The organism is Pseudomonas coleopterorum, assembly GCF_900105555.1.
Lineage (GTDB): Bacteria > Pseudomonadota > Gammaproteobacteria > Pseudomonadales > Pseudomonadaceae > Aquipseudomonas > Aquipseudomonas coleopterorum.
The window spans coordinates 1,840,032-1,863,423 of record NZ_FNTZ01000001.1 but is presented as its reverse complement, the minus strand read 5'-3'; the positions used below and the strand labels follow the sequence as shown (position 1 = coordinate 1,863,423).

The following is a 23,392-nucleotide window of genomic DNA, read 5'->3' as shown; positions in this document are numbered from 1 at the left end:
CCCAAGGGGTGAGCGGCGCGGCTGCAAGGTCGGAAAGGTTTATTGGGCCGGGGCTGCCGGCAGGTAATCGTAGTAGTGGTCGCGACGCTGACCGGGCTCCGGACGTGAGACCTGGTTGAGCACCACGCCGGTGATCGGCGCGCCGGTCTGCAACAGCTGACCGATGCTCTTGCGCACCAGCGGCATGCTCGTGGCCTCGGACTTGATCACGTAGATCACCGAATCGGCCATGCCGCACAGCAGTGCCGCATCGCTCACCGACTGGCTAGCCGGGGTGTCGAGGATCACGCGGTCGTAGCGGTGACGTGCCCACTCCAGGAAGGTCTGCATGCGCGTGCTGGCCAGCAGTTCCTGCGGGTTGTAGGGCATTTCACCAGCGCAGATCACGTCCAGGCTACCGATGCTCTGCAGGCAGTCATCGACGCCCGCCTTGCCGGCCAGCAACTCCGCCAGGCCGATGTGGTGAGCGTCCAGGCCCAGGTTGCTGGCCACTTTCGGACGGCGCAGGTCGGCTTCCACCAGCAGCACGCGTTCGACGCGAGCCATGGCACCGGCCAGGTTGATGGCCAGGGTGGTCTTGCCTTCGCCCGGCGTGGTCGAAGTCAGTACCAGGGTCTTGCGACGGACATCGTCGTCGTTGAGCATCACGCCGGTGCGCAGGGTCCGTACGGCTTCGGCGAAAGCCGCGTCGTCGTTGCGCTCGAACTGGCGATGGATGCGCGAACGGTTGCGGCGCTTGAGCATCGGCACCACGCTGAGCACCGGCAGGTGCAGATTGCGTTCGACGTCGGCGCTGTTCTTGAAGCTGTTGTTCCAGGCTTCACGCAGCAGGGCAATGGCGCAACCGGCAATCAGCGACAGCAGTGCAGCCAGGACCACCAGGATGGCCTTGCGTGGCGTGGTCGGGAACAGCGGTGCGATGGCCGGATCGACCACGCGGGCATTGCCCGAGACCAGGTCGGCGGTCGCCATGGTTTCGCGCAGCTTGGTCATGAAGGTGTTGTACACATCGCGGTTGCTGTCGACGTCACGCTGCAGTTCACGCAGGGCGAACTCCTTGCGGGAGATGTCCTGGATTTCCTGCTTGTTGCTGTTGAACGAGGAGCGCAATGCGTTCTCGTTGTCCTGCGCCAACTGATAGTTGTGCTGCAGGCCGGCGACGACCTGGCTCACCTGGCTGCGCAGGCTGGCCTGGGCGGCTTGCAGTTCCGAACGGGCGGCAACCATCTGCGGGTGCTTGTCGCCGTAGCGCTGGCTGTATTCGTCGACACGCGCCTGGGCGGTGGCGGCGACGGCCTGGAACTGCTGGATCACCGGGTTGTTGATGACCGCAGGCACGCTGGACAGGTCCAGGTTGCCGCCGCGGGCCAACAGACCCTGCACCTGACGGTACTGGCTCTGGGCATCGGCACGTTCACGGCGCGCATCGACCAGACGATCGCTGGTACGAGCCAGCTCGTTGGCGGTGATGGTGGCAACGCCGCCGACGTCGACCAGGCCCTGGCCATCGCGGTAGGCCTGCAGCTTGCTTTCAGCCTGCTGCAGTTGGGTACGCAGCTCCACCATGCGGGTGTTCATCCAGCGGCTGGCGTTCAGCGACTCCTGCTGCTGCGAAGACTGGCGGCTGGCGAGGTAGCCCTGAGCCAGGGCGTTGGCGGTAGCCGCGCCGGTTTCGGCGTCGGCCATGGTCACGCCGATGCTGACCAGATGGCTCTTGCCCACGACCGTCACGCTGGTGCGCTGACGCAATTCCATCACCGCGCTGTTGAAGGCCTGCTCGTCGGTGTAGTTCAGCTCCTGGTGCCAGCTCTGCGGGAACCAGTCGGCATGCCAGTTGGACAGTTGCGCCTTGATCTTGGACAGACGCGAAGCCTTCTGCCGTGGGTCCAGTTCTTCATGGTGCGACAGGTCCAGCTCACGCACGGCGCGCTCGGCCACTTCGCGGCTCTGGATCAGGCCCATCTGGGTCTGCAGGTAGTCGCTGTTGGGATCGGGACGGTCCGGCGTCTGCTGGAACGTGATGACCTGGTTGCCACTGGGCTCGATCACCAAAGTGGCAACGGAGCGGTAGGTCGGCGTCATGTTCAGCGCGTAGATCACGGCGGCAGCAGTGCCCACGGCGAAGACGCCGAGGATCATGCCGCGGCGACGCCACAGCGTGCGCCACAGTTTACGCGAGTCCAGTGCGTCGCGATCTTCCGGCGCGGGCGAGGCCTGCCATGGGGCCATGCCCTGGCTGTTTCTTACGGCAATCTGGCTCATCTTAGAAGAACCCCTGATCAATAGTGATGGTGTCGCCCGGTTCTACCGGTGTTGCCAACTGGGCCGGCTTGGCGCTGCCGCCGCGGTTGATGTTGATGCGGTTGACCGAAGCACGCTCGGTCAGACCGCCCGCCAGAGCGATGGCGCGGTCCATGGTCAGGCCCGGCTTGTAGGGATACCCGCCCGGCGCCTTGACTTCACCGCCGATGTAGAAAGGACGGTATTCGACGACGCTCACGGTCACTTTCGGATCCTTGAGGTAATCACCGCTCAGGCCCTTGGTGATGACCCGCTCGATCTCGTCTGTGGTCTTGCCGAGCGCTTTCACGTTGCCCAGAAAGGGGTACGAGAAGGTCCCGGAATCGTTGAGGTGGACTTCCTCGTTGGTCAGGTCAGGTTCACCCAGGACGGAGACCCGGATGACGTCGCCCGAAGCGAGTTTGTAGGCATCGGCCTGGGCTCCCAGGCTGAACAGTGCCAGTACGACGATCAATGCTTGCTTGAACATGGTGGCTTCTCCCCTTTGGGTCAGGTTCACAGGGACAGCTTGAGGCTGAGCAGGTAGATGTTGCGAACGTAGTCTTCGCTGTCCACGTTCGAGTTGTTGTCCACGCGGTTGTAGCCCAGGGAAACCTCGGCCCAACGGCTGGCGGTGTAGATGATCTCGGCACCTGCGGCGTTCTGGGTGTCGTCGCGACCGCCCGTGCCCAGGTACTCGCGCTGTGCGTGGCGATAGTTGACGTCGGTGGCGAAGAACGACGACCAGCTGTGGCGCCAGCCCAGGCGGCTGCTGGTCACGTGCACGGTGTTGGCACCGTCGTCGCCTTCGTCGAAGGCGCGGCGCATGTTCACCGAGATGGTGGAATAGGTGCGTGGCTTGTAGTCCATGCCCACTTCCCAAGTGCCGCTGCCGTAGTCGTTGCTCTGCGAGCTTTCGAAATCCTTGCGCTCGTAACCGGCGCGGGCGGTACCGCTGAGCTTGGCGGTGACGTCACGGTCGATACCGAACAGCACGCGGTTGCCCTTGCTGTTACGGCGGTCGAAGTCCAGGTAGTCGTAGTCGACGTGGTCCAGTTGAACCAGGGCGCGGGTGCTGCCGCCCAGGCGATGGAACCAGGTACCGCTGACGCTGGTGGCGTCGTATTCCTTGTCGTCGTTGATACCATCGGCGTTGCGATAGCGCTGCTGACGGTAGCCGCCACCCAGCTCGATCTGGTTCATGGCGCTGAGGGCGCCGAAGGTGTACTTCAAGCGACCGCCCTGACGGGTGTACTTGTCGTTCTCACGCTCATCGGCGGAGTCGACGGTTTCTTCGCCGCGCTTGTAATCGAGCGTAGCGTCGAGGCGATTGCGCGAATCGAAAGCCCAGATGCCACTCAGCTCGGCATCGTGGTCGATGTGGCTGGCGTCGGCGTGGTCCAGATAGGTCTGGCTGTCGGCCGAGTACTGGAACTTGTAGCCGGTGTTGCGGGTTTCGCGGGTAAACAACAGGGTCGGCTTGACCGAGGTGATCCACGACGCGTCCTCATTGCGATCCACGGCGCGAAAGTTGTCGTCGTAGCGTTCGCTTATCTCCAGTGTCGGAGTGAAGTTCACGGGGCCCAACTCGACCTTTGCCGGTTCCAACGCCCAAGCGCTCAAGGGCCAGGGCGCCAGCGCCAGGCATGCCATCCACTGTTGTTTATTCATATCCATTCCCACTGCGTAATTCGGGTAGACGCCAGAGGCGCCTAGAAAGAAAAGCCGATTTCATTGCGTCGCAGATCGGCCTCGACCATCATCCGGCACAGCTCTTCGAGGCTGGTCTGCGGCTGCCAACCCAGCACTTCACGCGCCTTGGCCGGGTCACCGATCAACAGATCGACTTCGGCCGGACGGTGGAACATCGGGTTGACCTTGACCAGCACCTTGCCGGTCGCGCGGCAGGTGCCGCATTCCGAATCGTCCTTGCCCGACCAGTCCAGGCTGATGTCGACAGCCTTGAACGCCATGCTGACGAAGTCGCGCACGGTTTCGGTACGGTTGGTGGCCAGCACGAAAGTGTCCGGCTCATCGGCTTGCAGCATGCGCCACATGCCTTCCACGTATTCCTTGGCGAAACCCCAGTCGCGCTTGGCGTCGAGGTTGCCCAGTTCGAGCACGTCGAGCTTGCCCAGCTTGATCTTGGCTACGCTGTCGGTGATCTTGCGGGTCACGAACTCACGGCCGCGAAGAGGCGACTCGTGGTTGAACAGGATTCCGCTGGTCGCGAAGATGCCGTAAGACTCGCGGTAATTGATGGTCATCCAGTGGGCGTACAGCTTGGCGACGCCGTACGGGCTGCGCGGGTAGAACGGCGTGCTCTCGATCTGCGGAATCGCCTGCACCTTGCCGAACATCTCGGAGGTGGACGCCTGATAGAAGCGGATCTTCGGGTTGACGATGCGGATCGCTTCAAGCAGGTTGACCACCCCTACCCCGGTGATCTCGGCCGTGGTCAACGGCTGCTCGAAGGACACGCCGACAAAGCTCTGCGCCGCAAGGTTGTAGACCTCGGTCGCCTCGGTGTTCTGCAGCAGGCGAATGCTGGCCGACAGGTCGGTGAGGTCATACTCGACCAAATGCAGGTTGGCATGGGTCGCGACACCGAGCTCTTCCAGACGCCAGAAGTTCACCGAACTGGTGCGTCGGTAGGTCCCGTAGACGGTATAGCCTTTTTCCAACAAGAGCTGCGTCAGATACGCCCCATCCTGGCCGGTTACACCGGTGACAATCGCTTTCATGCAAATCTCCAGAGTCTTTGGTAAGCAATAACAACCAGTGCAACGCCCGACGGTACATCCGGAGGAGCTGACCTTGGACAAGCTATTGCAGCAAGGTTCAGTGCGGACATCGTATAAGCGTGGCATTGGCGCAAAATAAATCAGGTACACGTCCTGCCCAGCACGGTGAGGCGCTGCAACTGTGGTGTACCCATGGCATTGGCGATCGTGTGCGTCCTGTTCGGTCGCTCTTTGTCAGTGCCGACTCTGGGGCGGCATCGGTAAGGCGAGGTGATACTAGGTGTCGAAACTCCGGCAGTGCAAGCTGAGTGCTATTACCCGCCTCCAAATAAATAACAACCCGAGCTATTTTTTATAAAAACGTTATAAATCAACAATTTAGATATTCTGTAATGATGGCGCCAAATATCTGCAGCCCCATGGTGTTGTTTTTATTGGCGCCAATAAACATTTGCCCGGCAATGCAAGTCGAAAGTCCGTCGAGGCGCGACGGTTCATTGGCGAAACAGTAACAACTTCGTGTGTGGCTCAGGTGCAGCCCACGGTTGGCGAGGGCCGCAATGATTAGGCAAGATCACCATGTGCAACACGCACGAAACAGGTTTGTTAAGAAATGGCTTCACACCCATCCGTGTCGTTCTGGATAAACGCCAGTAAACCGACTTGCAGGCTGCCTGGTCATTGCACAGTGCCCAGTCGCGCCCCTTGCTTCGCGTTGGCTGACATGCTGGTATCAGCACCCGTTTGGCTGCTGCAGTGGCCCATTGGTTAACACAAGGAAGTCCTGTGTCATCGTCTGAATCTGTAAAACGTTGGTGGGTGCTGGTCGCGGTCATGATGGTGTTTCTGCCGGTGGTGCTGGACGTGACCATCCTGCACGTGGCGATCCCGTCACTGACCTTGGCCTTGCAGGCCACCGGCACCGAAGTGCTGTGGATCATCGACATCTATCCGCTGCTCATGGCCAGCCTGCTGATTCCCATGGGCACCCTCGCCGACCGGATCGGCCATCGGCAACTGCTGATCACCGGGCTGTGCATCTTCAGCCTGGGTTCGGTACTGGCCGCCTTCTCGCCCAACGTCGCGGCGTTGATTGCCGCGCGGGCGTTCATGGCGTTCGGCTCGGCAATGATCATTCCCTGCACCTTGGCTATCCTCCGCCAGACCTTCGACGACGAGCGCGAGCGGGCACTGGCGTTGGGTATATGGGGCGCGACCGGTTCGGCAGGCGCGGCCATCGGGCCCCTGGCGGGCGGCGCTTTGCTGGAGCATTTCTGGTGGGGCGCGGTGTTTCTGGTCAACGTACCAGTGATGATGATCGTGATGCCGCTGGTGCTCAGGCACGTACCCCGCACCTCGATCACCGGTGACGGCAACTGGACCATTGGCCAAGCCTTGATTCTCATGCTCGGTATCATGGCCTCGGTCTATGCGCTCAAGTCGGGGTTCAAGCCTGGCAGTTCGGCGTCGCTCACCATGGTGTCGGCAGTTTTGGGCCTGGGCATGCTGGGCTGGTTCGGGCACAAACAGTTGCATGCCGCGCGACCGATGCTGGACCTGAGTCTGTTCCGCTCGCCGGCGATCAGCGCCGGAGTGGTCATGGCGCTGGTGGTGATGGGTGCCTTGGCGGGAGTGGAATTGATGCTGGCGCAGGAGCTGCAATTCGTCCTCGGACAGACGCCGTTGCAGGCTGGGATGTTCCTGTTGCCTTTGATGATCGCCTCGGCGATCGGCGGGCCCATGGCGGGGTTGCTGCTGCGCGCCATCGGCCTGCGCTGGGTCGGCAGTCTGTCACTGGGCGCCGCCAGCGCGAGCCTGGCGGGCTTGGCCATGGCTGACCTGCACCAGAGCGGATGGGCGGTGATCGGGCTGCTGGTGGTCCTCGGCCTGTCCCTGAGCATCGGCCTGACGGCGTCCTCGGTGGCGATCATGAGCAGCACCCCGCCGCACAAGGCGGGCTCGGCCGGCGCACTGGAAGCCACCAGCTATGACTTGGGTACGGGCCTGGGGATCACCGGCTTCGGCCTCGTGCTGGGCAGCGGCTACATCCGCTCGATCCGGTTGCCCGATGGGTTGCCGCCGGAACTCGCCGAGAGCGCCCGGCAGTCGATCGGCGAAACCATGAGTGCAGCGAAGACCCTGGAAGGTCAACAGGCAGCCGATCTGGTCGCGGCCGGTCGAGCGGCGTTCAGCACCTCGCACAGTCTGGTACTGACGTGCGCCGCGACATTGATCGGCATCCTGGCCGTGATCATCTGGGTAACATTGCAGCGCCATGGGCACAGCCACAGCCAGACTCCCTGACCCCAAGGCACGCCCCCATCCACTGCGATCCCTGTAGCAGCGGCGCAAGCCGCGTCCGGGGGCACCATGTTGTTCCAGGCGAACCGCGTCGACCACCGACGCGGCTCGCGCCGCTGCTACAGGAGCGGCGCGTCCGGGGGCGCCGCGTTACCGATGCCGTGCTCCGAAGCTGTCGCGGTAGAAGGACGGCGCCAGGCCAACGGTCCTGCGAAACGCTACCCGGAAACTTTCCGCGGAGGTGAACCCACAACGTTGAGCTATCTGTTCGGTGTCGAGCCCACTGGTTTCGAGCAACGAACGGGCTCTGGCCATTCGTTCGTGCTGCAGCCAGGCTTTGGGCGTCATGCCGGTCGCGTCATTGAAGCGCCGTAAAAACGTGCGTTCGCTCATCAGCGCCCTGGCGGCCATCTGAGGAACCGTCAACGGTTCACCCAGATGTTCGCGAACCCAATCCAGGACCACGGCCAAGTCGTGCCGCGGGGCCAGGGCGACCGGCGCGGCAATGAACTGCGCCTGCCCACCACCGCGCTGTGGCGCCATGACCAGCCGACGCGCCACGGTATTGGAAACGTGAGCGCCAAAATCCCGCTCGACCAGATGCAGGCAAGCATCGATGCCCGCCGCACTGCCTGCCGAGGTGATCACCTGCCCGCTGTCCACATAGAGCACCGAGGAATCGACAGCGATGCCCGGAAACCGCCGCGCCAACTCGTCGCTGTAGCGCCAATGGGTGGTGGCCCGCTTGCCATCCAGCAACCCAGCTGCGGCCAGCACGAAGACACCGGAGCAGATCGACAGCAGGCGCGCACCCCGCGCGTGGGCCCGGCGCAGCTCCACAAGCAGGGACTGGGGCGGCGGTTCATCGCGACTGCGCCATCCGGGGACGATGATGGTACGCGCCTGGGCCAGCACTTCCAGCCCGGCGTCGGCGCCGACTACAAAACCGCCCGTCGCACGCAGCGGCCCCGGATCGACGGCAACGATGCGATGCGCGTACCAGGCGAAATCGAATTCCGGCCTGGGCAAGGCGAATACCTCGATGGCAATGCCGAATTCGAAAGTGCACAGACCATCGTAGGCCAAGATGGCCACCAGCCCTGGAGCGTCTTGCATTGGCGGAAAACTACCGGTTGATGTCGAGTGCGCCACTGTAGCTCAGGGTCTCCCCCCCTTAAAGTGACGTCACACAAACTTGAACGGAGTCACCCAATGTCAAGCCTGATCACTGAACACCCGGCGGCCAGCGCCGAGCAAGCCCTGGCCCACTTCAGCCAGCGGCTGCGCTTTGAAACCGATTGCTCCGATGTCTACCACAGCCAGCAGGCGGGCCAAGTGGACTATGTCCTGGTGGTTGTTCGCAATGCCACTGCATTCGCCGCCGGCCACGTGCCAGGCGCGATCAACCTGCCAACCCGCACGATCACGCCCGAGCGCCTTGCCGCGTTTCCGGCCAACAGCCTGTTCGTCGTCTATTGCGCCGGTCCGCATTGCAATGGCGTACACCGCGCAGCGGCGCGATTGGCCGGTCTTGGCCACTCGGTCAAGGAGATGATCGGCGGCATCACCGGTTGGCTCGACGAAGGTCTCCCGCTTGCACAAGCGGATGAGCAACCCGCGGCGACGACAACGGTCACGTCGTGCGCCTGCTGAGCGCCTTCAGATGCCGCTGAACCAGTTGTAGCCCTGATCTTCCCAGTAGCCGCCGGGGTAGTCGTTGCTGACGAAGATTTCGACGATGTGCTTGGGGTTCTTGAAGCCCAGTTTGGTCGGCACCCGAACGCGCAACGGATAGCCGTATTCGGGCGGCAGAGCGACCTCAGCGTAATCCAGGGCGAGCAGCGTCTGCGGGTGCAGCGCGGTGGGCATGTCCAGGCTGGAGTAGTAGCGGTCGGCGCACTTGAAGCCGACGAACTTGGCGGTGGTGTCGGCGCCGATGTGTTCCAGGAACGTTTTCAGCGGCACCCCACCCCACTGGCCAATGGCGCTCCAGCCTTCGACGCAGATCAGGCGAGTGATGTCGGTGCGCTGAGGCAGCTTGCGCAGGCCTTCCAGGGTCCAGGGGGCCTTGTCGCGGACCAGGCCGGACACGGCGAGGGAATAGCCGGGTACGTCGATATCGGGAATGTCGTCTTCGCCGTAGAACGCGTTGAACGGGAACGGCTGGGTCATCTGCGCCTTGCTGTAGGTGGGTGCCAGCCGCTGGCCGCTGAACAGCCAGGCCTGCACGCGATCGTTCCAGCGCGACATGGCCCACAGCACTTTGTCGACCTGGTCGCCGTCCTGGAGGTTGCAGCCGCTGAGCATCGCCATGGCGCCGACGGTCAGGCCGCCACGCAGGAAGTGCCGGCGCTGGAGGTTTTCCAGCTGAGTGCGCTGGGCAGGCTCGAGTCTGATCGGGGCGCTGCGTCGGGGTTTGGGTTCATTCATGGTCGGTCTTCCCGGTGTTCAGCGGTCGTACGCCGCCGGTGATCATCGGTGGTAGGGTCTTGGGCACCAGCAGCACCAGGACCAGGTGCACGATCACGAACGCGCCGATGGCCGACATCGCCGCGAAGTGCACGTAGCGAGCGAAGTCATAGCCGCCCAGCAGAGCGACCAGTTCCTGGAACTGGATGGGCTTCCAGATGGCGACGCCCGAAACCAGGATCAGCACGCCAGCCGCCAGCACCAGCCAGTACATCAGGCGCTGCACGGCGTTGTAGACGCCCTTTTCGTGGACCAGTCGCAGGCGCAGGGCGTCGCGCAGATCACGCTTGACCGCGCTGGGGGTAACCGGTAGCAGGTCGCGCTTGAAGTGGCGGCTGCCCAATCCGTAGAGCACGTAGATGAGGCCGTTGATCACCAGCAGCCACATCACCGCATAGTGCCAGGCCAGTGCGCCGCCCAGCCACCCGCCCAACGTGAATGAGGGCGGGAAGCGGAAGGCGAACAGGGGGGAGGCGTTGTAGATGCCCCATCCACTCATGAACATGCAGGTCATGCCAAAGGCATTGATCCAGTGGGTGAGACGTACCGTGAGTGAATGTATGCGTTGCACGGCCATGGAAAGCCCCCCCTGTTTAAAAATCACTGCCCCTGGTGGCAGCACCGCCCATGTGGGAGCCCTGCCATTGTGGGAGCACCCCCCTTGTGGGAACCCTGCCCTTGTGTGAGCACTGTCCCTTGTGGGAGCACTGCCCCTGGTGGAAGCACTGTCCCTTGTGGGAGCACTGTCCCTTGTGGAAGCACTGTCCCTTGTGGGAGCACTGTCCTTTGTGGGAGCACTGTCCCTTGTGGGAGCACTGTCCTTTGTGGGAGCACTGTCCCTTGTGGGAGCACTGTCCCTTGTGGGAGCACTGTCCCTTGTGGGAGCACTGTCCCTTGTGGGAGCACTGTCCCTTGTGGGAGCACTGTCCCTTGTGGGAGCACTGTCCCTTGTGGGAGCACTGTCCCTTGTGGGAGCACTGTCCCTTGTGGGAGCACTGTCCCTTGTGGGAGCACTGTCCCTTGTGGGAGCGGGCTCTGCCCGCGAAGCAGGCGCCGCGGTATGGCTGAAGCACCGCGGCGCCTGCTTCGCGGGCAGAGCCCGCTCCCACAGACGTCCTCCTCACAGAGGTGCTTCTCACAGAGGTCCTCCTCAGAGAGATCCTCCTTACAGAGACCCTCCTCACAGAGATCCTCCTTACAGAGACCCTCCTCACAGAGATCTTCCCCACAGGGAACCGGCTCACTCAGGGGCCTGGCACCTATGGGGAGAGCATGCCCGCTGCTTACATCGGCGGCTGGAAGCCGTCCTTGCCTACGGCCACACCGCGTGCGGTCTTGCCGTCATCGGCTGGGAAGACGACGATCTTGGCGCCCTTGACCAATTGCTCCGCCTTGCCCGCTTCGACGTAGGCGATCGGTACGTCTTCAGGCACCACCACCTGCTTCTCGCCGCCTTTGTAGTTCACGGTCATGGTGCGGCCGTTGGTCTGGGCCAGCTTGCCCACGGTGCCGTTGGTCATGGTGCCGGTGGTGCCGTCGGCGTTTTCCCAGCCGTAGTGCCCTTCGCCGCTGCCCTTGAGGCTAGGCTCGAAGACCGTCACTTCCAGGGCCTTCAGGGTCCCGTCCGCCTGGGGCGTGGCGGCCGAGCCGATGAAGCTGTCGGCCTTGATCGAATCGATGTTGGCCTTGGACACCAGACGGATGCCGGTCTTGTCGGTCAGGCCGATGGTCTGATGCGCACCGCTGCGGGTGGTGAAGGACAAGGTGTTGTTGTCGACGCCATCGACCGTGCCCCGCATTGGTTTCACGACTGGCATGTCCGCAGCCGACGCCATCACGGCGGCACTGAGCAGCAACGTGCCGAGGGTGGTCGACAGGGCAGTTTTGATCTTCATCGGTACGACTCCTTGCGGTAGGTGTGCATGCATCCTCGGCCCTCGATGGGTACGCGTGCATGACCGGGCGATGACATTTCTGTCATTCACGCAGCGACGCTATCGATGACAGGAATGTAACCGACAGCGCCGTGCCGCTCGTTTAGACTGCACCACGCGAACGCCGTTCGCCGCAGTCTGAATCTCGAACCGTCAACGCCCCAGCGAGCCTGATCGATGCACATCCTGTTGATCGAAGACGACATCAAGACCGGCGAGTACCTGAAAAAGGGCCTTGGCGAGTCCGGCTACAACGTCGACTGGGCGCAGCACGGCGCCGACGGTTTGCACCTGGCCCTGGAAAACCCCTATGATCTGCTGGTGCTCGACGTGATGCTGCCCGGCATCGACGGTTTCCAGATCATGGAAGTATTGCGCGCCCGGCATGCCGTGCCGGTGCTGTTCCTGACCGCCCGCGACCAGTTGCAGGACCGCATTCGCGGTCTGGAACTGGGCGCCGACGACTACCTGGTCAAACCCTTTTCCTTCACCGAACTGCTGCTGCGCATCCGCACCATCCTGCGTCGCGGCAGCGCCCGGGAAGCCGATCGATTCCATCTGGCTGACCTCGAACTGGACCTGCTGCGCCGTCGAGTGACCCGGCAGCAGGAGGTGATCACACTGACGAACAAGGAGTTCGCCCTGCTCCACCTGCTGCTGCGCCGCGAAGGGGACGTCCTGTCGCGAACCCAGATCGCTTCGGAGGTGTGGGACATGAATTTCGACAGCGACACCAATGTGGTCGACGTCGCGGTCAAGCGTCTGCGCAGCAAGATCGACCAGCCGTACCCGGTCAAGCTCATCCACACCGTGCGCGGCATCGGCTATGTCTGCGAGGTGCGCGCTTGCGACGCCGACGCCCAGCATCCCTGACCCTGCGCTCGACCCTGGCCTTTTCCCTGGTGGCGATGCTCACCGTGGCAGGGGCCGGCTGGTACTTGTACGAGTCGATGAAGACATCCGTGCTTGCGCGCAGCGACAACTCCGTGCTCGGACGGCTCGATCACTTTCGCAAACTGCTGCACTACGATCTGACCCTGGACAAGCTTTCGAGCAGCCCGCAGATCTTCCAGAACATGCTCGGCAGCGAAGACGACATCTTCGTCATCGCCGAGGCCGGTCAGCCGCCGGTGATCCAGGTCAATCCGCTGCGCGCGACCCTGCCGCCTTTGCCCGAGGTGGCCCAAGACGCCGTGCCCACCGCTTCCGACCTGCGCACCGGTACGGCGCCGTCCGGCATACCGCTGCGCGCCGCGAGCGTATTGACCACGTCCGGCGGGCGCGAGGTGAAGCTCACCGCCGCGCACATCATGGTCAAGGAAATGGCCATGCTCGGCGAGTTCCGCCAGCGCATCTACCTGGCCGTGGGCATGGCCTTTCTGCTCACCGCCCTGCTCGGCTTCGTCCTGCTGCGGCGCGGCCTGCGGCCCCTGCGTGAGATGGCCGCGCACGCCACCGACATCTCCCCTGCCCGCCTGCACAGCCGCATGAGCAGTGACAACACGCCTGTCGAACTCCAGCAACTGAGCGACGCCTACAACGCCATGCTCGATCGCCTGGCCGAGGGCTACCAACGGCTGACCCAGTTCTCGGCCGACCTGGCCCACGAGATCCGCACCCCGGTAGGCTCGCTGATGGGCCACTGCCAGGTCGCCCTGCGCCAAGTCCGCAGCGCCGACGAGTACCAGGCGCTGCTGGCATCGAACCTTGAGGAGCTGGAGCGGATTTCACGCATCGTCGAAAGCATCCTGTTCCTGGCGCGCGCCGAAGACACCCAGGCCGTGGTGCAGCGTCAGCCGCTGCAGGTGCACGACGAACTGGAACGGGTGACCGAGTATTTCGAGGGGCTTGCCGAAGAGCGCAGGATTCGTCTGTCGATTGCAGGCGACGCCACCCTGAACGCCGATCCGCTGCTGCTGCGTCGGGCCTTGAGCAACCTGGTGGCCAACGCCATCCGCTATGCCGACCCGCACAGCGAGGTGCAGATCGACGTGGCGTCGACGACGACACAGTGCGTGATCAACGTGGAGAATCAGGGCCCTGCCCTGGACCCGGCAACGCTGACCCACCTGTTCGACCGGTTCTATCGCGGCGACGCGTCGCGTCAGCACAACTCGGACTCCAACGGCCTGGGCCTGGCCATCGTCGCGGCGATCATGCAACTGCATGCCGGTGAGGCCAGCGTCAGCCAGCCGCAGCCCGGACGCATTCGTTTCGCCCTGAGTTTTCCGGTGTTCGGCAGATCCTGAAACGGGCCTATTCAGGTTTCTTCCGGGCGCGAAAGGCCGCCACCTTCATGCGATTGCCGCAGGTCGCCATGCTGCACCAGCGCCGTCGGTGCGACTTGCTCAGGTCATGGAACAGCAATATGCAGTCGTGAGCCTCGCATTGACGTACAAACTCGAACTTGTCCCCCGTGACTAGGCTGACCAGTGCATCGGCCACCGGCCACAGCAGGCTGGCCGGACCTGCATCCCTGGGCCGAGTGGCGACACGAAAAGCCTGGGCTGGATCCTCCCAGCGCAAATAGCTGACCGGACGCCCTGCTTCCAATACCTGATTGACCACCGAGGGATCGGCTTCCACCCCCGCCATTGCTGCCTCCAGCACCGCCCTGGCATTGCTGCGCAGGGCGTGGGCCTGAGCCAATAGTCCATCGAAAACCTCGGGGCGATCCGGCGCGGCGAGCAGCCCTGCCGACTCAAGCCACGTCAGCACATCCTCGTCGTTGCGCAGGCAGTCCTGGCGTTGCTCGCCGACACCGTACTCGGTATTGAGGAAATCCAGGGCGATATTGTCCGCCACAAAAAGCGTATCGGACGCGGTGCGGGTCGAGCTCATGATGACCTGTAACTCATGAAATTTGTTTGACAGGTTACCAAATTAGTTCGTAACCTTCAAATACACACATATAAGGTTACATGAGGAGGCATCATGACTACGCCCACATCCACAGCCGCTGCCGCGCTTGCCGCTTCGTTGCTCATCGGCGGTACCCACGCAGCCCAAGCCGACCACACCGTCCACTACCGCCACGAGCAGGTCGGCGATGTGAAGGTGTTCTATCGCGAGGCGGGCAACCCCAGCGCGCCTACCGTGTTGCTGCTGCACGGCTTCGCCGCCTCGTCGTTCATGTTCCGCGACTTGATCCCGCAATTGGCCGACCGCTACCACGTCATCGCCCCGGACCTGCCCGCGTTCGGCTTCACCGAAGCGCCCGCCCGGGGGCAGTACGCCTATACCTTCAGCCAACTGGCGCAAACCATCGGCCAGTTCACCGAACAGCTGAAGCTGGAGCGTTACGCGCTGATGGTCCATGACTACGGCGCGCCGGTGGGCTGGCGCCTCGCCGTGGCTCATCCGGAACGCGTGAGCGCAATCATTTCGCAGAATGGCAACGCCTATGAGGAAGGTCTGGGCGCCGGATGGGCGCCGATTCAGACGTACTGGCGCGAGCCTACGCGGGCGCATCGCGACGCCCTGCAGGACTTCCCGACACCGGCGTCGATCAAATGGCAGTATCTGGAAGGTGTCAGCGACCCCAGTGTGGTGTCGCCGGACGGCTACACACTGGAAGGCCTGCAGATCTCACGCCCCGGCAATGCCGACATCCAGCTCGATCTGGTGCTGGACTACGCCTCCAACGTGGCGATGTATCCCAAGTTCCAGGCGTATTTCCGCCAGTACCAGCCGCCTCTGCTGGCAGTGTGGGGCAAGCACGATCCGTTCTTCCTTCCGGCGGGCGCCGAGGCCTGGAAGCGTGACCTGCCCAAGGCGGACATCCGGTTCTACGACACCGGGCACTTCGCTCTGGAAACCCACGGGCGGGAGATCATCCCGGTGATCCGTGAGTTTCTGGACGAGCACCTGAAGTAACGGCGCTATTACAGGTCCTGCGGCTGAAACCGCACTGCCAGCGTATCGGCGCGGACCTTGGTGGCCTTCAACAGGCACATCTGAGCGTTGATCCGGTCGAGCGTACCGCCGGTCAGGCCCGCCTCGACGGCGCAGTCGGCGTCGCGAAACTGGATCCACAGCCGCTGCGCATCGCGCATCGCCGTGCGCTTGGTGCCGTCCAGGGTTTTCATGCCGGCCTGGTAGTTGGCATTCAAGCGTGCGTCCTGCCGCTTCGTCTCGTCGGCGGCGCAGTTGACCATGCCGGTGGTGGAACTGTTGCTGTCCATGCAGGTGGTGTACGCCGAGCTGTAGTCGGACGCCGAAGTGGGACCTTCGGCCGAAGCCAGGGTGGCCTGACCTGCGCAGAGCGACAGCAACGCAGCAGTGAGCAAAGGCTTGCAGAGGGGTGTCATAAAAGACCTTTCGAATTCGTGAAAAGGCCTGGATCTTACCAGCCCCCACCCTCCAAGGATCCCACCCATGCTTTACATCGTTTTACTTGGCGGCAAGCACCCCAGGACGCGCATCGAGGTGCACGACATCGCCTGCGCGGTCGCCGACAGCCTGGAGGCCAGCTACCCGCAATTGCGCGCCGACTGGTTCGGTACTCAGAAAGGCTTGCACATCGACGCCTGGATGGCTGTGGACGGCGTGGAGCAATGGAAGGTCGAATTCAGCCCGCTGGCGCCCGCCGCGGGCATGCCGCGTCTATATGTAATCAATCTGGGCGGGTACGAGGCGCGCTCGTTCGGCGAAGCGCACCACTACGTGCTGGTGGTGGCGCAAAACGCACGCGATGCCAGAAACCGTGCCCGGCGCCTGTACCTGGAGCAGTGGCGCCAGCCCCATACCGACGCGGTCCTGGATGTGGATGATTGCGTACCGATCGAGCAGGTGGGTGGCCGCTACGTGCATCTGGTCGAAGGCCCTCATCGGGGCGTCGAGCAGCGCAATGAGTACATCGTGCTGCCGGCGGGCTGACCGGAGCCTCGGGGCCGGATCACCCGAGAATGAACTTGTGACCATAACCCGTTACAGTCACGCTGTGTCGATCCACGCCCAAGAGCCCACCCGCAACCATGACCCGTCAGCCCCCCACGTTCCCCTCACGAGGCCCGTCCGATCACAGCGTTCGCGATCAGATCGTCGAGGCCGCCATGCAGCATTTCGGTCACTACGGTTACGAAAAAACCACGGTGTCCGACCTGGCCAAGGCCATCGGCTTTTCCAAGGCCTACATCTACAAGTTCTTCGAATCCAAACAGGCCATCGGCGAGAGTATCTGCGCCAGTCGGCTGGCCATGATCATGGCCGTCGTCGACCAGGCGATGGACGAAGCCAGCGGCCCGTCCGACAAGCTGAGCCGTCTGTTCAAAGCCTTGGTGGAAGCCGGCGCTGAACTGTTCTTCCACGATCGCAAGCTGTATGACATCGCTGCCGTTGCGGCCCGTGATCACTGGCCCTCGGCGGCGGCCCACGGCGAACGCCTGCACCGGTTGATCGAGCAGATCCTGCGCGAGGGCCGGGACAGCGGGGAATTCGAGAGCAAGACGCCACTGGAAGAAGCCAGTCATGCGGTGTTTCTGGTGATGCTTCCCTATATCAGCCCCGTGCAACTGCAATACAACCTGGAGACCGCCGCCACCGCAGCGCAGCAGCTCCCCGCGCTGATATTGAGGAGTCTGTCGGCGCCATAAGTGACCATTGACTGAATTAGTCACTCGTATCAAAATCGGGTTCCTTTCCGCTCGTGCCCGTAAGGAATCCCATGTCTCGGCTTCGCGCCTCCGCGCTCGGTATCTGCCTGCTCCCTGTGCTTCTCACGGCCTGCGACCGTCCGCCGAGCGTTGCCGACCCGCGCACCCAGCCGCCCAAGGTCAGGGTGGTCGAGGCAGGTCCTGCGCCAGAGGGTCATCGCGCCTTCACCGGCGTGGTCACGGCGCGCGTGCAAAGCGATCTGGGCTTTCGGGTGAGTGGCAAGGTGATGGAGCGCTTCGTCGATACCGGCCAGGCGGTGAGCCGCGGACAGCGCCTGATGCGCCTCGATCCGGCTGATCTGGCGCTGCAGTCCAACGCCCGCGATCAGGCAGTCGCCGCCGCCCAGGCATTGGCTACGCAGACCGCGAACGATGAGCGACGAAACCGCCAACTGGTCGCCAGCGGTGCCATTTCCGCCGCCAACTACGACCGCTTCAAGTCGTTGGCCGACACCGCCCGCGCCGATCTGGTAGCGCTTCAGGCCCAGGCCGCCGTGAGCCGTAACGAGCAGAGCTATGCCACCCTGAGCGCCGATTCCGACGGTGTGGTGGTGGCCACCCTGGCCGAACCGGGTCAGGTGGTGAGCGCCGGGCAAGCGGTGGTGAGGCTGGCCAAGGCAGGGCTTCGCGAAGCGGTGGTGCAACTGCCCGAGACGCTGCGGCCAGCGCTGGGCAGTTCGGCACAGGCTACTCTGTTCGGCGCCTCCGGCAATGGCGGCATCGCCACGCTGCGGCAGCTGGCCGACACTGCAGACCCACTGACTCGCACCTTCGAAGCCCGGTATGTGTTGGGCGGCGAGCAGGCCAATGCACCGTTGGGTTCGACCGTGACCCTGTCCATCGCATCGAACCCTTCCGTAGCCGACGCCCTGAGCGTGCCCATCGCCGCCATTCATGACCCAGGCACCGGGCCGGGTGTGTGGACCGTCGAAGGCGAGCCTTCCAAGGTCGTGTGGCGGGCGGTTCAGGTCATTGGCCTGAGCGACGCCATGGCCACGGTGCGTGGTCTGCACCCAGGCGAACGCTTGGTTGCCCTGGGCCCTCACCTGCTGCACGAGGGGCAAGAGGTGCTGGTGGCGCCGCAGGATCTGCGCGCCCAGACCGGGGACCAGCCATGAGCGGTAGCCGCTTCAACCTCTCGGCCCTGGCCGTGCGGGAACGGTCGGTTACGCTGTTCCTGATCCTTCTGGTCGCCGTCGCCGGCACCCTGTCGTTCTTCAAGCTGGGGCGTGCCGAGGATCCGCCGTTCACCGTCAAGCAGCTGACCGTGGTCACGGCCTGGCCCGGTGCGACCGCACAGGAGATGCAGGACCTGGTCGCCGAGCCCCTGGAGAAGCGTCTTCAGGAGCTGCAATGGTACGACCGCAGCGAAACCTATACCCGCCCAGGCCTGGCCTTCACCCTTCTATCGCTGCAGGACAAGACGCCACCGGCCCAGGTCGAGCAGCAGTTCTACCAGGCCCGGAAAAAGCTCGGCGACGCGGCGAGCACCTTGCCGGCAGGCGTGGTCGGGCCGCTGGTCAACGACGAGTTCGCCGACGTCACCTTCGCCTTGTTCGCCCTCAAGGCGCGCGGCGAGCCGCAACGCCTGCTGGTGCGTGAAGCCGAATCCCTGCGGCAACGGCTGCTGCATGTGCCCGGGGTGAAGAAGGTCAACATCATCGGCGAACAGTCCGAACGGATCTTCGTGTCTTTTTCCCATGAGCGCCTGGCGACCCTGGGTCTGTCACCCCAGGACCTTTTCGCCAGCCTGAACGACCAGAACCGGCTGACCCCGGCCGGCTCGATCGACACCCGAGGCCCCCAGGTCGTGGTGCGGCTCGACGGTGCCTTCCAGACCCTGGACGCCATTCGCAACACCCCGGTGAACGCTGGCGGACGCACGCTCAAGTTGGCGGATGTGGCGACCGTGGAGCGTGGCTACGAAGATCCGGCAACCTTCATGGTGCGCCATCAGGGCGAAGCGGCGCTGATCCTGGGCGTGGTCATGCGCGATGGCTGGAACGGCCTGGATCTGGGCAAGGCGCTGGCCGCCGAGACGGCGCGGATCAACGCGGCCATGCCGCTGGGCATGACCTTCGCCCAGGTCACCGATCAATCGGTGAACATCGGTTCGGCGGTGGACGAGTTCATGATCAAGTTCTTCGTCGCCCTGCTGGTGGTGATGGTGGTGTGCTTCCTGAGCATGGGCTGGCGCGTCGGCGTGGTGGTCGCCGCGGCGGTACCGCTGACCCTGGCCATGGTGTTCGTGGTGATGGAGGCCACCGGCAAGCACTTCGACCGCATCACCCTGGGTTCGTTGATCCTCGCCCTGGGATTGCTGGTGGACGATGCGATCATCGCCATCGAGATGATGGTGGTGAAAATGGAGGAAGGCTACGACCGCATCAAGGCGTCGGCCTATGCCTGGAGCCACACCGCCGCACCCATGCTGGCCGGCACCCTGGTGACCGCCGTGGGCTTCATGCCCAATGGCTTCGCGCAGTCCACGGCCGGTGAATACACCAGCAACATGTTCTGGATCGTCGGCATCGCGCTGATCGCTTCCTGGATCGTGGCGGTGGTGTTCACGCCGTATCTGGGGGTGAAGATGCTGCCGACGATCAAGGCCGTCGAAGGCGGTCATGCGGCGATCTACGACACCCGTCACTACAACCGCTTTCGCATGTGCCTGAGCTGGATCATCCGCTGGAAATGGCCGGTGGCAGGCATCGTGATACTGGCCTTCGCGCTGGCCATCGTCGGCATGGGCCTGGTCAAGAAGCAGTTCTTCCCGACCTCCGATCGCCCGGAAGTGCTGATCGAGGTGCAGATGCCCTATGGCACGGCCATCGAGCAGACCAGCGCGGCCACGGCCAAGATCGAAGCCTGGCTGCGCAAGGATGACGCGGCCAAAATCGTCACCGCCTACATCGGCCAGGGTTCGCCGCGGTTCTATCTGGCCATGGCGCCCGAGCTTCCCGATCCCTCCTTCGCCAAGATCGTCGTGCTCGCCGACAGCCAAGCCGCACGGGATGCCCTGAAGCTGAGAATCCGCGAAGCGGTGGCGAACGGTCTGGCGCCCGAGGCGCGGGTACGGGTCACGCAGTTGGTCTTCGGGCCTTATTCACCCTACCCCGTCGCCTACCGCATCATGGGGCCGGACCCGCAGGTCTTGCGGGACATCGCCGGCAAGGTCGAGGCGCTCATGCAGGCCAGCGTGATGATGCACACCGTCAATCAGGACTGGGGGCCGCGAGTTCCTGCCCTGCATTTTTCCCTGAATCAGGACCGGTTGCAGGCGCTGGGCCTGAGTTCGGCCGCCGTGGCCGAACAGTTGCAGTTCCTGCTTTCAGGCGTGCCGGTCACTGCCGTGCGTGAAGACATCCGTTCGGTGCAGGTGGTGGCCCGCGCCGCAGGGCCGGTGCGTCTCGACCCGGCGAAGATCGAAAACCTGACCCTGGCCGGCGCGAACGGCCAGCGCATACCGTTGGCGCAGATCGGGTCCGTCGAGGTGCGCATGGAAGATCCCATCCTGCGACGCCGCGATCGCGTACCGACCCTGACCGTGCGCGGCGACATCGCCGAGGACCTGCAGCCGCCGGATGTCTCCACGCAATTGACGAAGGCGCTGCAACCGATCATGGCGGCGCTTCCCGACGGCTACCGCATCGAGCAGGCGGGATCGATCGAAGAGTCGGCCAAGGCCACCGCCGCCCTCGCGCCGCTGTTCCCGATCATGATCGCCATCACCCTGCTGATCATCATCGTGCAGACACGCTCGATGTCCGCCATGGCCATGGTCTTCCTCACTGCTCCCTTAGGCCTGATCGGTGTGGTGCCCACGCTGCTGCTGTTCAACCAACCCTTCGGCATCAATGCCCTGGTCGGTCTGATCGCGCTGTCCGGGATTCTGATGCGCAACACGCTGATCCTTATCGGACAGATCCACCTCAATGAGAAGAATGGCCTGGCGCCCTTCGATGCCGTGGTCGAAGCCACTGTGCAACGCGCCCGGCCGGTGCTGCTGACGGCGCTGGCGGCGATCCTGGCGTTCATTCCGCTGACCCATTCGGTGTTCTGGGGCACCTTGGCCTACACCCTCATCGGCGGCACGTTCGGCGGCACGCTGATGACCCTGATCTTCCTGCCTGCCATGTATTCCATCTGGTTCCGCATCCGTGCGGATGCCGAGGCAGCCCATCATTCAACGAAAGACCTGGAGAGACACCCATGAACAATCGAGATGGCCAGAAACGCATCGTCGTCACCGGAACCGGTCTGGTCACCCCGCTGGGCTGCGGCGTCTACGAAGTGTGGCGCCGATTGCTGGCGGGCACGTCGGGCATCGGCGCGCTGCCCGCGCACATTGGTGAAGGCACGGGCGTTGCCGTGGCTGGGCAGGTGCCCACGCTGGAAGCGGACCCTGTGGCCGGCTACAACCCGGAGGCGCTGATACCGGCCAAGGAACGCAAGAAAATGGATCGCTTCATCGAGTTCGCGCTGGTCGCCGCCCATGAAGCGCTGACCCAGGCGCAATGGCATCCCACCGACGAGGTTCAGCAACAGCGCACCGCTACGGTAATCGGCTCGGGTGTGGGCGGCTTCGGCGCGCTTGCAGGGGCCGTGCGCACCACGGATGAACGCAGTCCGCGGCGATTGTCGCCGTTCACCGCCCCGTCGTTCCTGGCCAACATGGCCGCCGGACACGTCTCCATCCATAACGGCTTCAAGGGCCCCCTGGGTGCGCCGGTCACCGCCTGCGCCGCGGGCGTGCAAGCCATCGGCGATGCCGCGCGGCTGATCCGCAGCGGTGAAGCGGACATCGCTATCTGCGGTGGCACCGAGGCGGCCATCGACCGGGTCACCCTCGGCTGTTTCGCCGCCGCCCGTGCCCTGTCCACCGGCTTCAACGACCGCCCTGAACAGGCCAGCCGCCCCTTCGACGGGGATCGCGACGGGTTCGTGATGTCCGAAGGTGCAGGTTTGCTGGTCATCGAGTCCTTGGAACACGCCCTGGCCCGCGGCGCGACACCACTGGCAGAATTGATCGGTTACGGCACCAGTGCCGACGCCTACCACCTGACGGCAGGTCCGGAAGACGGCAGCGGTGCTCGCCGCGCCATGGAACAGGCCTTGCGCCAGGGCGGTATCGATGCGCAAGACGTCCAGCACATCAATGCCCATGCCACCTCCACCCCGGTCGGCGACAAAGGTGAGCTGGCGGCCATTCGTGCCCTGTTCGGCACCCGTAGCGGACTGGCCATCACCTCGACCAAATCAGCCACCGGCCACCTGCTCGGCGCCGCTGGCGGGATCGAGGCCATCTTCACCGTGCTGGCCTTGCGCGACCAGATAGCGCCGCCGACGCTGAATCTGCAAACGCCGGACGAAGCGGCCGAAGGGCTCGACCTGGTGGGCCCGACCGCCCGCAAGACGGCAATGACCCACGCGCTTTCCAATGGCTTCGGTTTCGGCGGCGTGAACGCCAGCGCGCTGTTTCGACGCTGGGAGGGTCAGTGATCCACAGATCAGATGAAAGGTTTCAGCTCCAACCCCTGCGGGCATTGGGCCGCGCGGCATTGGTGCTTTGCAGTGAAGATATGTTCATCCTCGACCTCGCTTTTCCGCCCTAGACTCCAGGGGCAAACATCATGAACTGACAGGAGTTGACCATTATGTTTTCCCACGAAAGCACTGGATTGATCGCGTTGTACGTCATTGTCGCGCTGATCGTGGTAAGTACCGCTGGACACATTGCGCACAGCCACTGGCAGTATCGCCAGGGCAAACGTGATCGGTCTTTGGAGCGTAATGGACGGGACTGACTGGGCTGGGGCCAGGCGCTCGGTTCGTGGGGAGAATGATGTGCTGGATCTTCGGACGGATCGTGCGGCTGGATAAATGAACGCGTGTAGGCAGGCCTCTTCGCGACCAAAGAGCTCGCTGCCTGCCCTGCTGAATCGATCGTGCTGATGATGACTATCGAGGCTCGCGCCTCGGTGATGGTCGCAACCCTGCCTTATACTCG

General features: G+C 63.7%; 20 protein-coding genes. 10 read left to right on the top strand and 10 right to left on the bottom strand.

The features are described from left to right. Window positions 1-39: 39 nt before the first annotated feature. The 4 genes from BLV18_RS08470 to gmd are packed head-to-tail and all read right to left on the bottom strand — an operon-like array spanning window position 40 to window position 5,024. On the bottom strand, window positions 40-2,262 hold the full coding sequence (locus BLV18_RS08470; RefSeq protein WP_090357724.1) for a GumC family protein: 2,223 nt from the start codon (window positions 2,260-2,262) through the stop codon (window positions 40-42). A 1-nt stretch (window position 2,263) separates the two neighbouring features. Next, the gene (locus BLV18_RS08465; RefSeq protein ID WP_049859292.1) at window positions 2,264-2,770 is read right to left on the bottom strand and encodes a polysaccharide biosynthesis/export family protein; all 507 of its coding nucleotides are present in this window, start codon (window positions 2,768-2,770) and stop codon (window positions 2,264-2,266) included. Between the two features lie 26 nt (window positions 2,771-2,796). Then, window positions 2,797-3,951, bottom strand: coding sequence for an outer membrane beta-barrel protein (locus tag BLV18_RS08460; protein ID WP_049859291.1), 1,155 nt, complete (start codon window positions 3,949-3,951; stop codon window positions 2,797-2,799). Between the two features lie 41 nt (window positions 3,952-3,992). Continuing rightward, window positions 3,993-5,024, bottom strand: coding sequence for a GDP-mannose 4,6-dehydratase (gene gmd, locus BLV18_RS08455; protein WP_049859290.1), 1,032 nt, complete (start codon window positions 5,022-5,024; stop codon window positions 3,993-3,995). Window positions 5,025-5,810: 786 nt separating this feature from the next. Here gmd and BLV18_RS08450 point away from each other — a divergent pair. Then, window positions 5,811-7,328 carry an MFS transporter gene (locus tag BLV18_RS08450; RefSeq protein ID WP_341864572.1) on the top strand — a complete coding sequence of 506 codons (1,518 nt, stop codon included), beginning with the start codon at window positions 5,811-5,813 and terminating at the stop codon, window positions 7,326-7,328. A 147-nt stretch (window positions 7,329-7,475) separates the two neighbouring features. On the opposite strand, the gene ftrA is transcribed toward BLV18_RS08450, so the two are convergent. Then, complete coding sequence (gene ftrA / locus BLV18_RS08445; protein WP_090357722.1) at window positions 7,476-8,441, bottom strand: transcriptional regulator FtrA; 966 nt, start codon at window positions 8,439-8,441, stop codon at window positions 7,476-7,478. Window positions 8,442-8,537: 96 nt separating this feature from the next. Between ftrA and BLV18_RS08440 the strand changes: the two genes are divergently transcribed. After that, entirely contained in the window at window positions 8,538-8,978 is a 441-nt protein-coding gene (locus BLV18_RS08440; protein WP_090357720.1) for a rhodanese-like domain-containing protein, read from the top strand. A 6-nt stretch (window positions 8,979-8,984) separates the two neighbouring features. Here the strand turns inward: BLV18_RS08440 and BLV18_RS08435 are convergent, their stop codons facing one another. The 3 genes from BLV18_RS08435 to BLV18_RS08420 form a co-directional block, all read right to left on the bottom strand. Continuing rightward, entirely contained in the window at window positions 8,985-9,755 is a 771-nt protein-coding gene (locus BLV18_RS08435; RefSeq protein WP_056842947.1) for a molybdopterin-dependent oxidoreductase, read from the bottom strand. Continuing rightward, the gene (locus tag BLV18_RS08430) at window positions 9,748-10,371 is read right to left on the bottom strand and encodes a cytochrome b/b6 domain-containing protein (protein ID WP_090357718.1); all 624 of its coding nucleotides are present in this window, start codon (window positions 10,369-10,371) and stop codon (window positions 9,748-9,750) included. Before BLV18_RS08430 ends, BLV18_RS08435 begins: the two co-directional genes overlap by 8 nt. Before the next feature lie 706 nt (window positions 10,372-11,077). After that, window positions 11,078-11,683 (bottom strand): hypothetical protein, encoded by a 606-nt coding sequence (locus tag BLV18_RS08420; RefSeq protein ID WP_082223586.1) that lies wholly within the window; start codon window positions 11,681-11,683, stop codon window positions 11,078-11,080. A 222-nt stretch (window positions 11,684-11,905) separates the two neighbouring features. Between BLV18_RS08420 and BLV18_RS08415 the strand changes: the two genes are divergently transcribed. After that, window positions 11,906-12,601 carry a heavy metal response regulator transcription factor gene (locus tag BLV18_RS08415; protein WP_090357716.1) on the top strand — a complete coding sequence of 232 codons (696 nt, stop codon included), beginning with the start codon at window positions 11,906-11,908 and terminating at the stop codon, window positions 12,599-12,601. 35 nt (window positions 12,602-12,636) lie between these two features. Further along, a complete protein-coding gene (locus tag BLV18_RS08410) occupies window positions 12,637-13,977 on the top strand; it encodes a heavy metal sensor histidine kinase (protein WP_244156935.1) in 1,341 nt (446 codons plus the stop codon). A gap of 7 nt (window positions 13,978-13,984) precedes the next feature. Here the strand turns inward: BLV18_RS08410 and BLV18_RS08405 are convergent, their stop codons facing one another. Further along, window positions 13,985-14,569, bottom strand: coding sequence for a CGNR zinc finger domain-containing protein (locus BLV18_RS08405; protein ID WP_090357710.1), 585 nt, complete (start codon window positions 14,567-14,569; stop codon window positions 13,985-13,987). Window positions 14,570-14,662: 93 nt separating this feature from the next. On the opposite strand from BLV18_RS08405, the gene BLV18_RS08400 reads away from it, so the two are divergent. Beyond that, window positions 14,663-15,604, top strand: coding sequence for an alpha/beta fold hydrolase (locus BLV18_RS08400; RefSeq protein ID WP_090357708.1), 942 nt, complete (start codon window positions 14,663-14,665; stop codon window positions 15,602-15,604). An 8-nt stretch (window positions 15,605-15,612) separates the two neighbouring features. On the opposite strand, the gene BLV18_RS08395 is transcribed toward BLV18_RS08400, so the two are convergent. Further along, window positions 15,613-16,038 (bottom strand): lysozyme inhibitor LprI family protein, encoded by a 426-nt coding sequence (locus tag BLV18_RS08395; protein ID WP_208598848.1) that lies wholly within the window; start codon window positions 16,036-16,038, stop codon window positions 15,613-15,615. A gap of 67 nt (window positions 16,039-16,105) precedes the next feature. Here BLV18_RS08395 and BLV18_RS08390 point away from each other — a divergent pair, with 67 nt between their 5' ends. From BLV18_RS08390 to fabF, 5 genes are all read left to right on the top strand, one after another. Next, a complete protein-coding gene (locus BLV18_RS08390; RefSeq protein ID WP_090357706.1) occupies window positions 16,106-16,606 on the top strand; it encodes a DUF1543 domain-containing protein in 501 nt (166 codons plus the stop codon). Window positions 16,607-16,704: 98 nt separating this feature from the next. Beyond that, complete coding sequence (locus BLV18_RS08385) at window positions 16,705-17,322, top strand: TetR/AcrR family transcriptional regulator (RefSeq protein WP_090357704.1); 618 nt, start codon at window positions 16,705-16,707, stop codon at window positions 17,320-17,322. A 71-nt stretch (window positions 17,323-17,393) separates the two neighbouring features. Further along, entirely contained in the window at window positions 17,394-18,500 is a 1,107-nt protein-coding gene (locus tag BLV18_RS08380) for an efflux RND transporter periplasmic adaptor subunit (RefSeq protein WP_090357701.1), read from the top strand. Then, window positions 18,497-21,598, top strand: a complete 3,102-nt coding sequence (locus BLV18_RS08375; protein WP_090357699.1) for an efflux RND transporter permease subunit — start codon at window positions 18,497-18,499, stop codon at window positions 21,596-21,598. The genes BLV18_RS08380 and BLV18_RS08375 overlap by 4 nt, the downstream gene beginning before the upstream one ends. Continuing rightward, the gene (gene fabF, locus BLV18_RS08370) at window positions 21,595-22,884 is read left to right on the top strand and encodes a beta-ketoacyl-ACP synthase II (RefSeq protein ID WP_090357696.1); all 1,290 of its coding nucleotides are present in this window, start codon (window positions 21,595-21,597) and stop codon (window positions 22,882-22,884) included. The genes BLV18_RS08375 and fabF overlap by 4 nt, the downstream gene beginning before the upstream one ends. Window positions 22,885-23,392 lie beyond the last annotated feature (508 nt).

Excerpts from the sequence above, each read along its gene's own strand:
- BLV18_RS08415 (WP_090357716.1), top strand. The coding sequence starts at position 11,906 with ATGCACATCCTGTTGATCGAAGACGACATCAAGACCGGCGAGTACCTG.
- BLV18_RS08405 (WP_090357710.1), bottom strand. The coding sequence starts at position 14,569 with ATGAGCTCGACCCGCACCGCGTCCGATACGCTTTTTGTGGCGGACAAT.
- BLV18_RS08465 (WP_049859292.1), bottom strand. The coding sequence starts at position 2,770 with ATGTTCAAGCAAGCATTGATCGTCGTACTGGCACTGTTCAGCCTGGGA.
- BLV18_RS08375 (WP_090357699.1), top strand. The coding sequence starts at position 18,497 with ATGAGCGGTAGCCGCTTCAACCTCTCGGCCCTGGCCGTGCGGGAACGG.
- BLV18_RS08385 (WP_090357704.1), top strand. The coding sequence starts at position 16,705 with ATGACCCGTCAGCCCCCCACGTTCCCCTCACGAGGCCCGTCCGATCAC.
- fabF (WP_090357696.1), top strand. The coding sequence starts at position 21,595 with ATGAACAATCGAGATGGCCAGAAACGCATCGTCGTCACCGGAACCGGT.
- BLV18_RS08460 (WP_049859291.1), bottom strand. The coding sequence starts at position 3,951 with ATGAATAAACAACAGTGGATGGCATGCCTGGCGCTGGCGCCCTGGCCC.
- BLV18_RS08440 (WP_090357720.1), top strand. The coding sequence starts at position 8,538 with ATGTCAAGCCTGATCACTGAACACCCGGCGGCCAGCGCCGAGCAAGCC.
- BLV18_RS08395 (WP_208598848.1), bottom strand. The coding sequence starts at position 16,038 with ATGACACCCCTCTGCAAGCCTTTGCTCACTGCTGCGTTGCTGTCGCTC.
- ftrA (WP_090357722.1), bottom strand. The coding sequence starts at position 8,441 with ATGCAAGACGCTCCAGGGCTGGTGGCCATCTTGGCCTACGATGGTCTG.
- gmd (WP_049859290.1), bottom strand. The coding sequence starts at position 5,024 with ATGAAAGCGATTGTCACCGGTGTAACCGGCCAGGATGGGGCGTATCTG.
- BLV18_RS08435 (WP_056842947.1), bottom strand. The coding sequence starts at position 9,755 with ATGAATGAACCCAAACCCCGACGCAGCGCCCCGATCAGACTCGAGCCT.
- BLV18_RS08400 (WP_090357708.1), top strand. The coding sequence starts at position 14,663 with ATGACTACGCCCACATCCACAGCCGCTGCCGCGCTTGCCGCTTCGTTG.
- BLV18_RS08410 (WP_244156935.1), top strand. The coding sequence starts at position 12,637 with ATGCTCACCGTGGCAGGGGCCGGCTGGTACTTGTACGAGTCGATGAAG.
- BLV18_RS08380 (WP_090357701.1), top strand. The coding sequence starts at position 17,394 with ATGTCTCGGCTTCGCGCCTCCGCGCTCGGTATCTGCCTGCTCCCTGTG.
- BLV18_RS08430 (WP_090357718.1), bottom strand. The coding sequence starts at position 10,371 with ATGGCCGTGCAACGCATACATTCACTCACGGTACGTCTCACCCACTGG.
- BLV18_RS08470 (WP_090357724.1), bottom strand. The coding sequence starts at position 2,262 with ATGAGCCAGATTGCCGTAAGAAACAGCCAGGGCATGGCCCCATGGCAG.
- BLV18_RS08390 (WP_090357706.1), top strand. The coding sequence starts at position 16,106 with ATGCTTTACATCGTTTTACTTGGCGGCAAGCACCCCAGGACGCGCATC.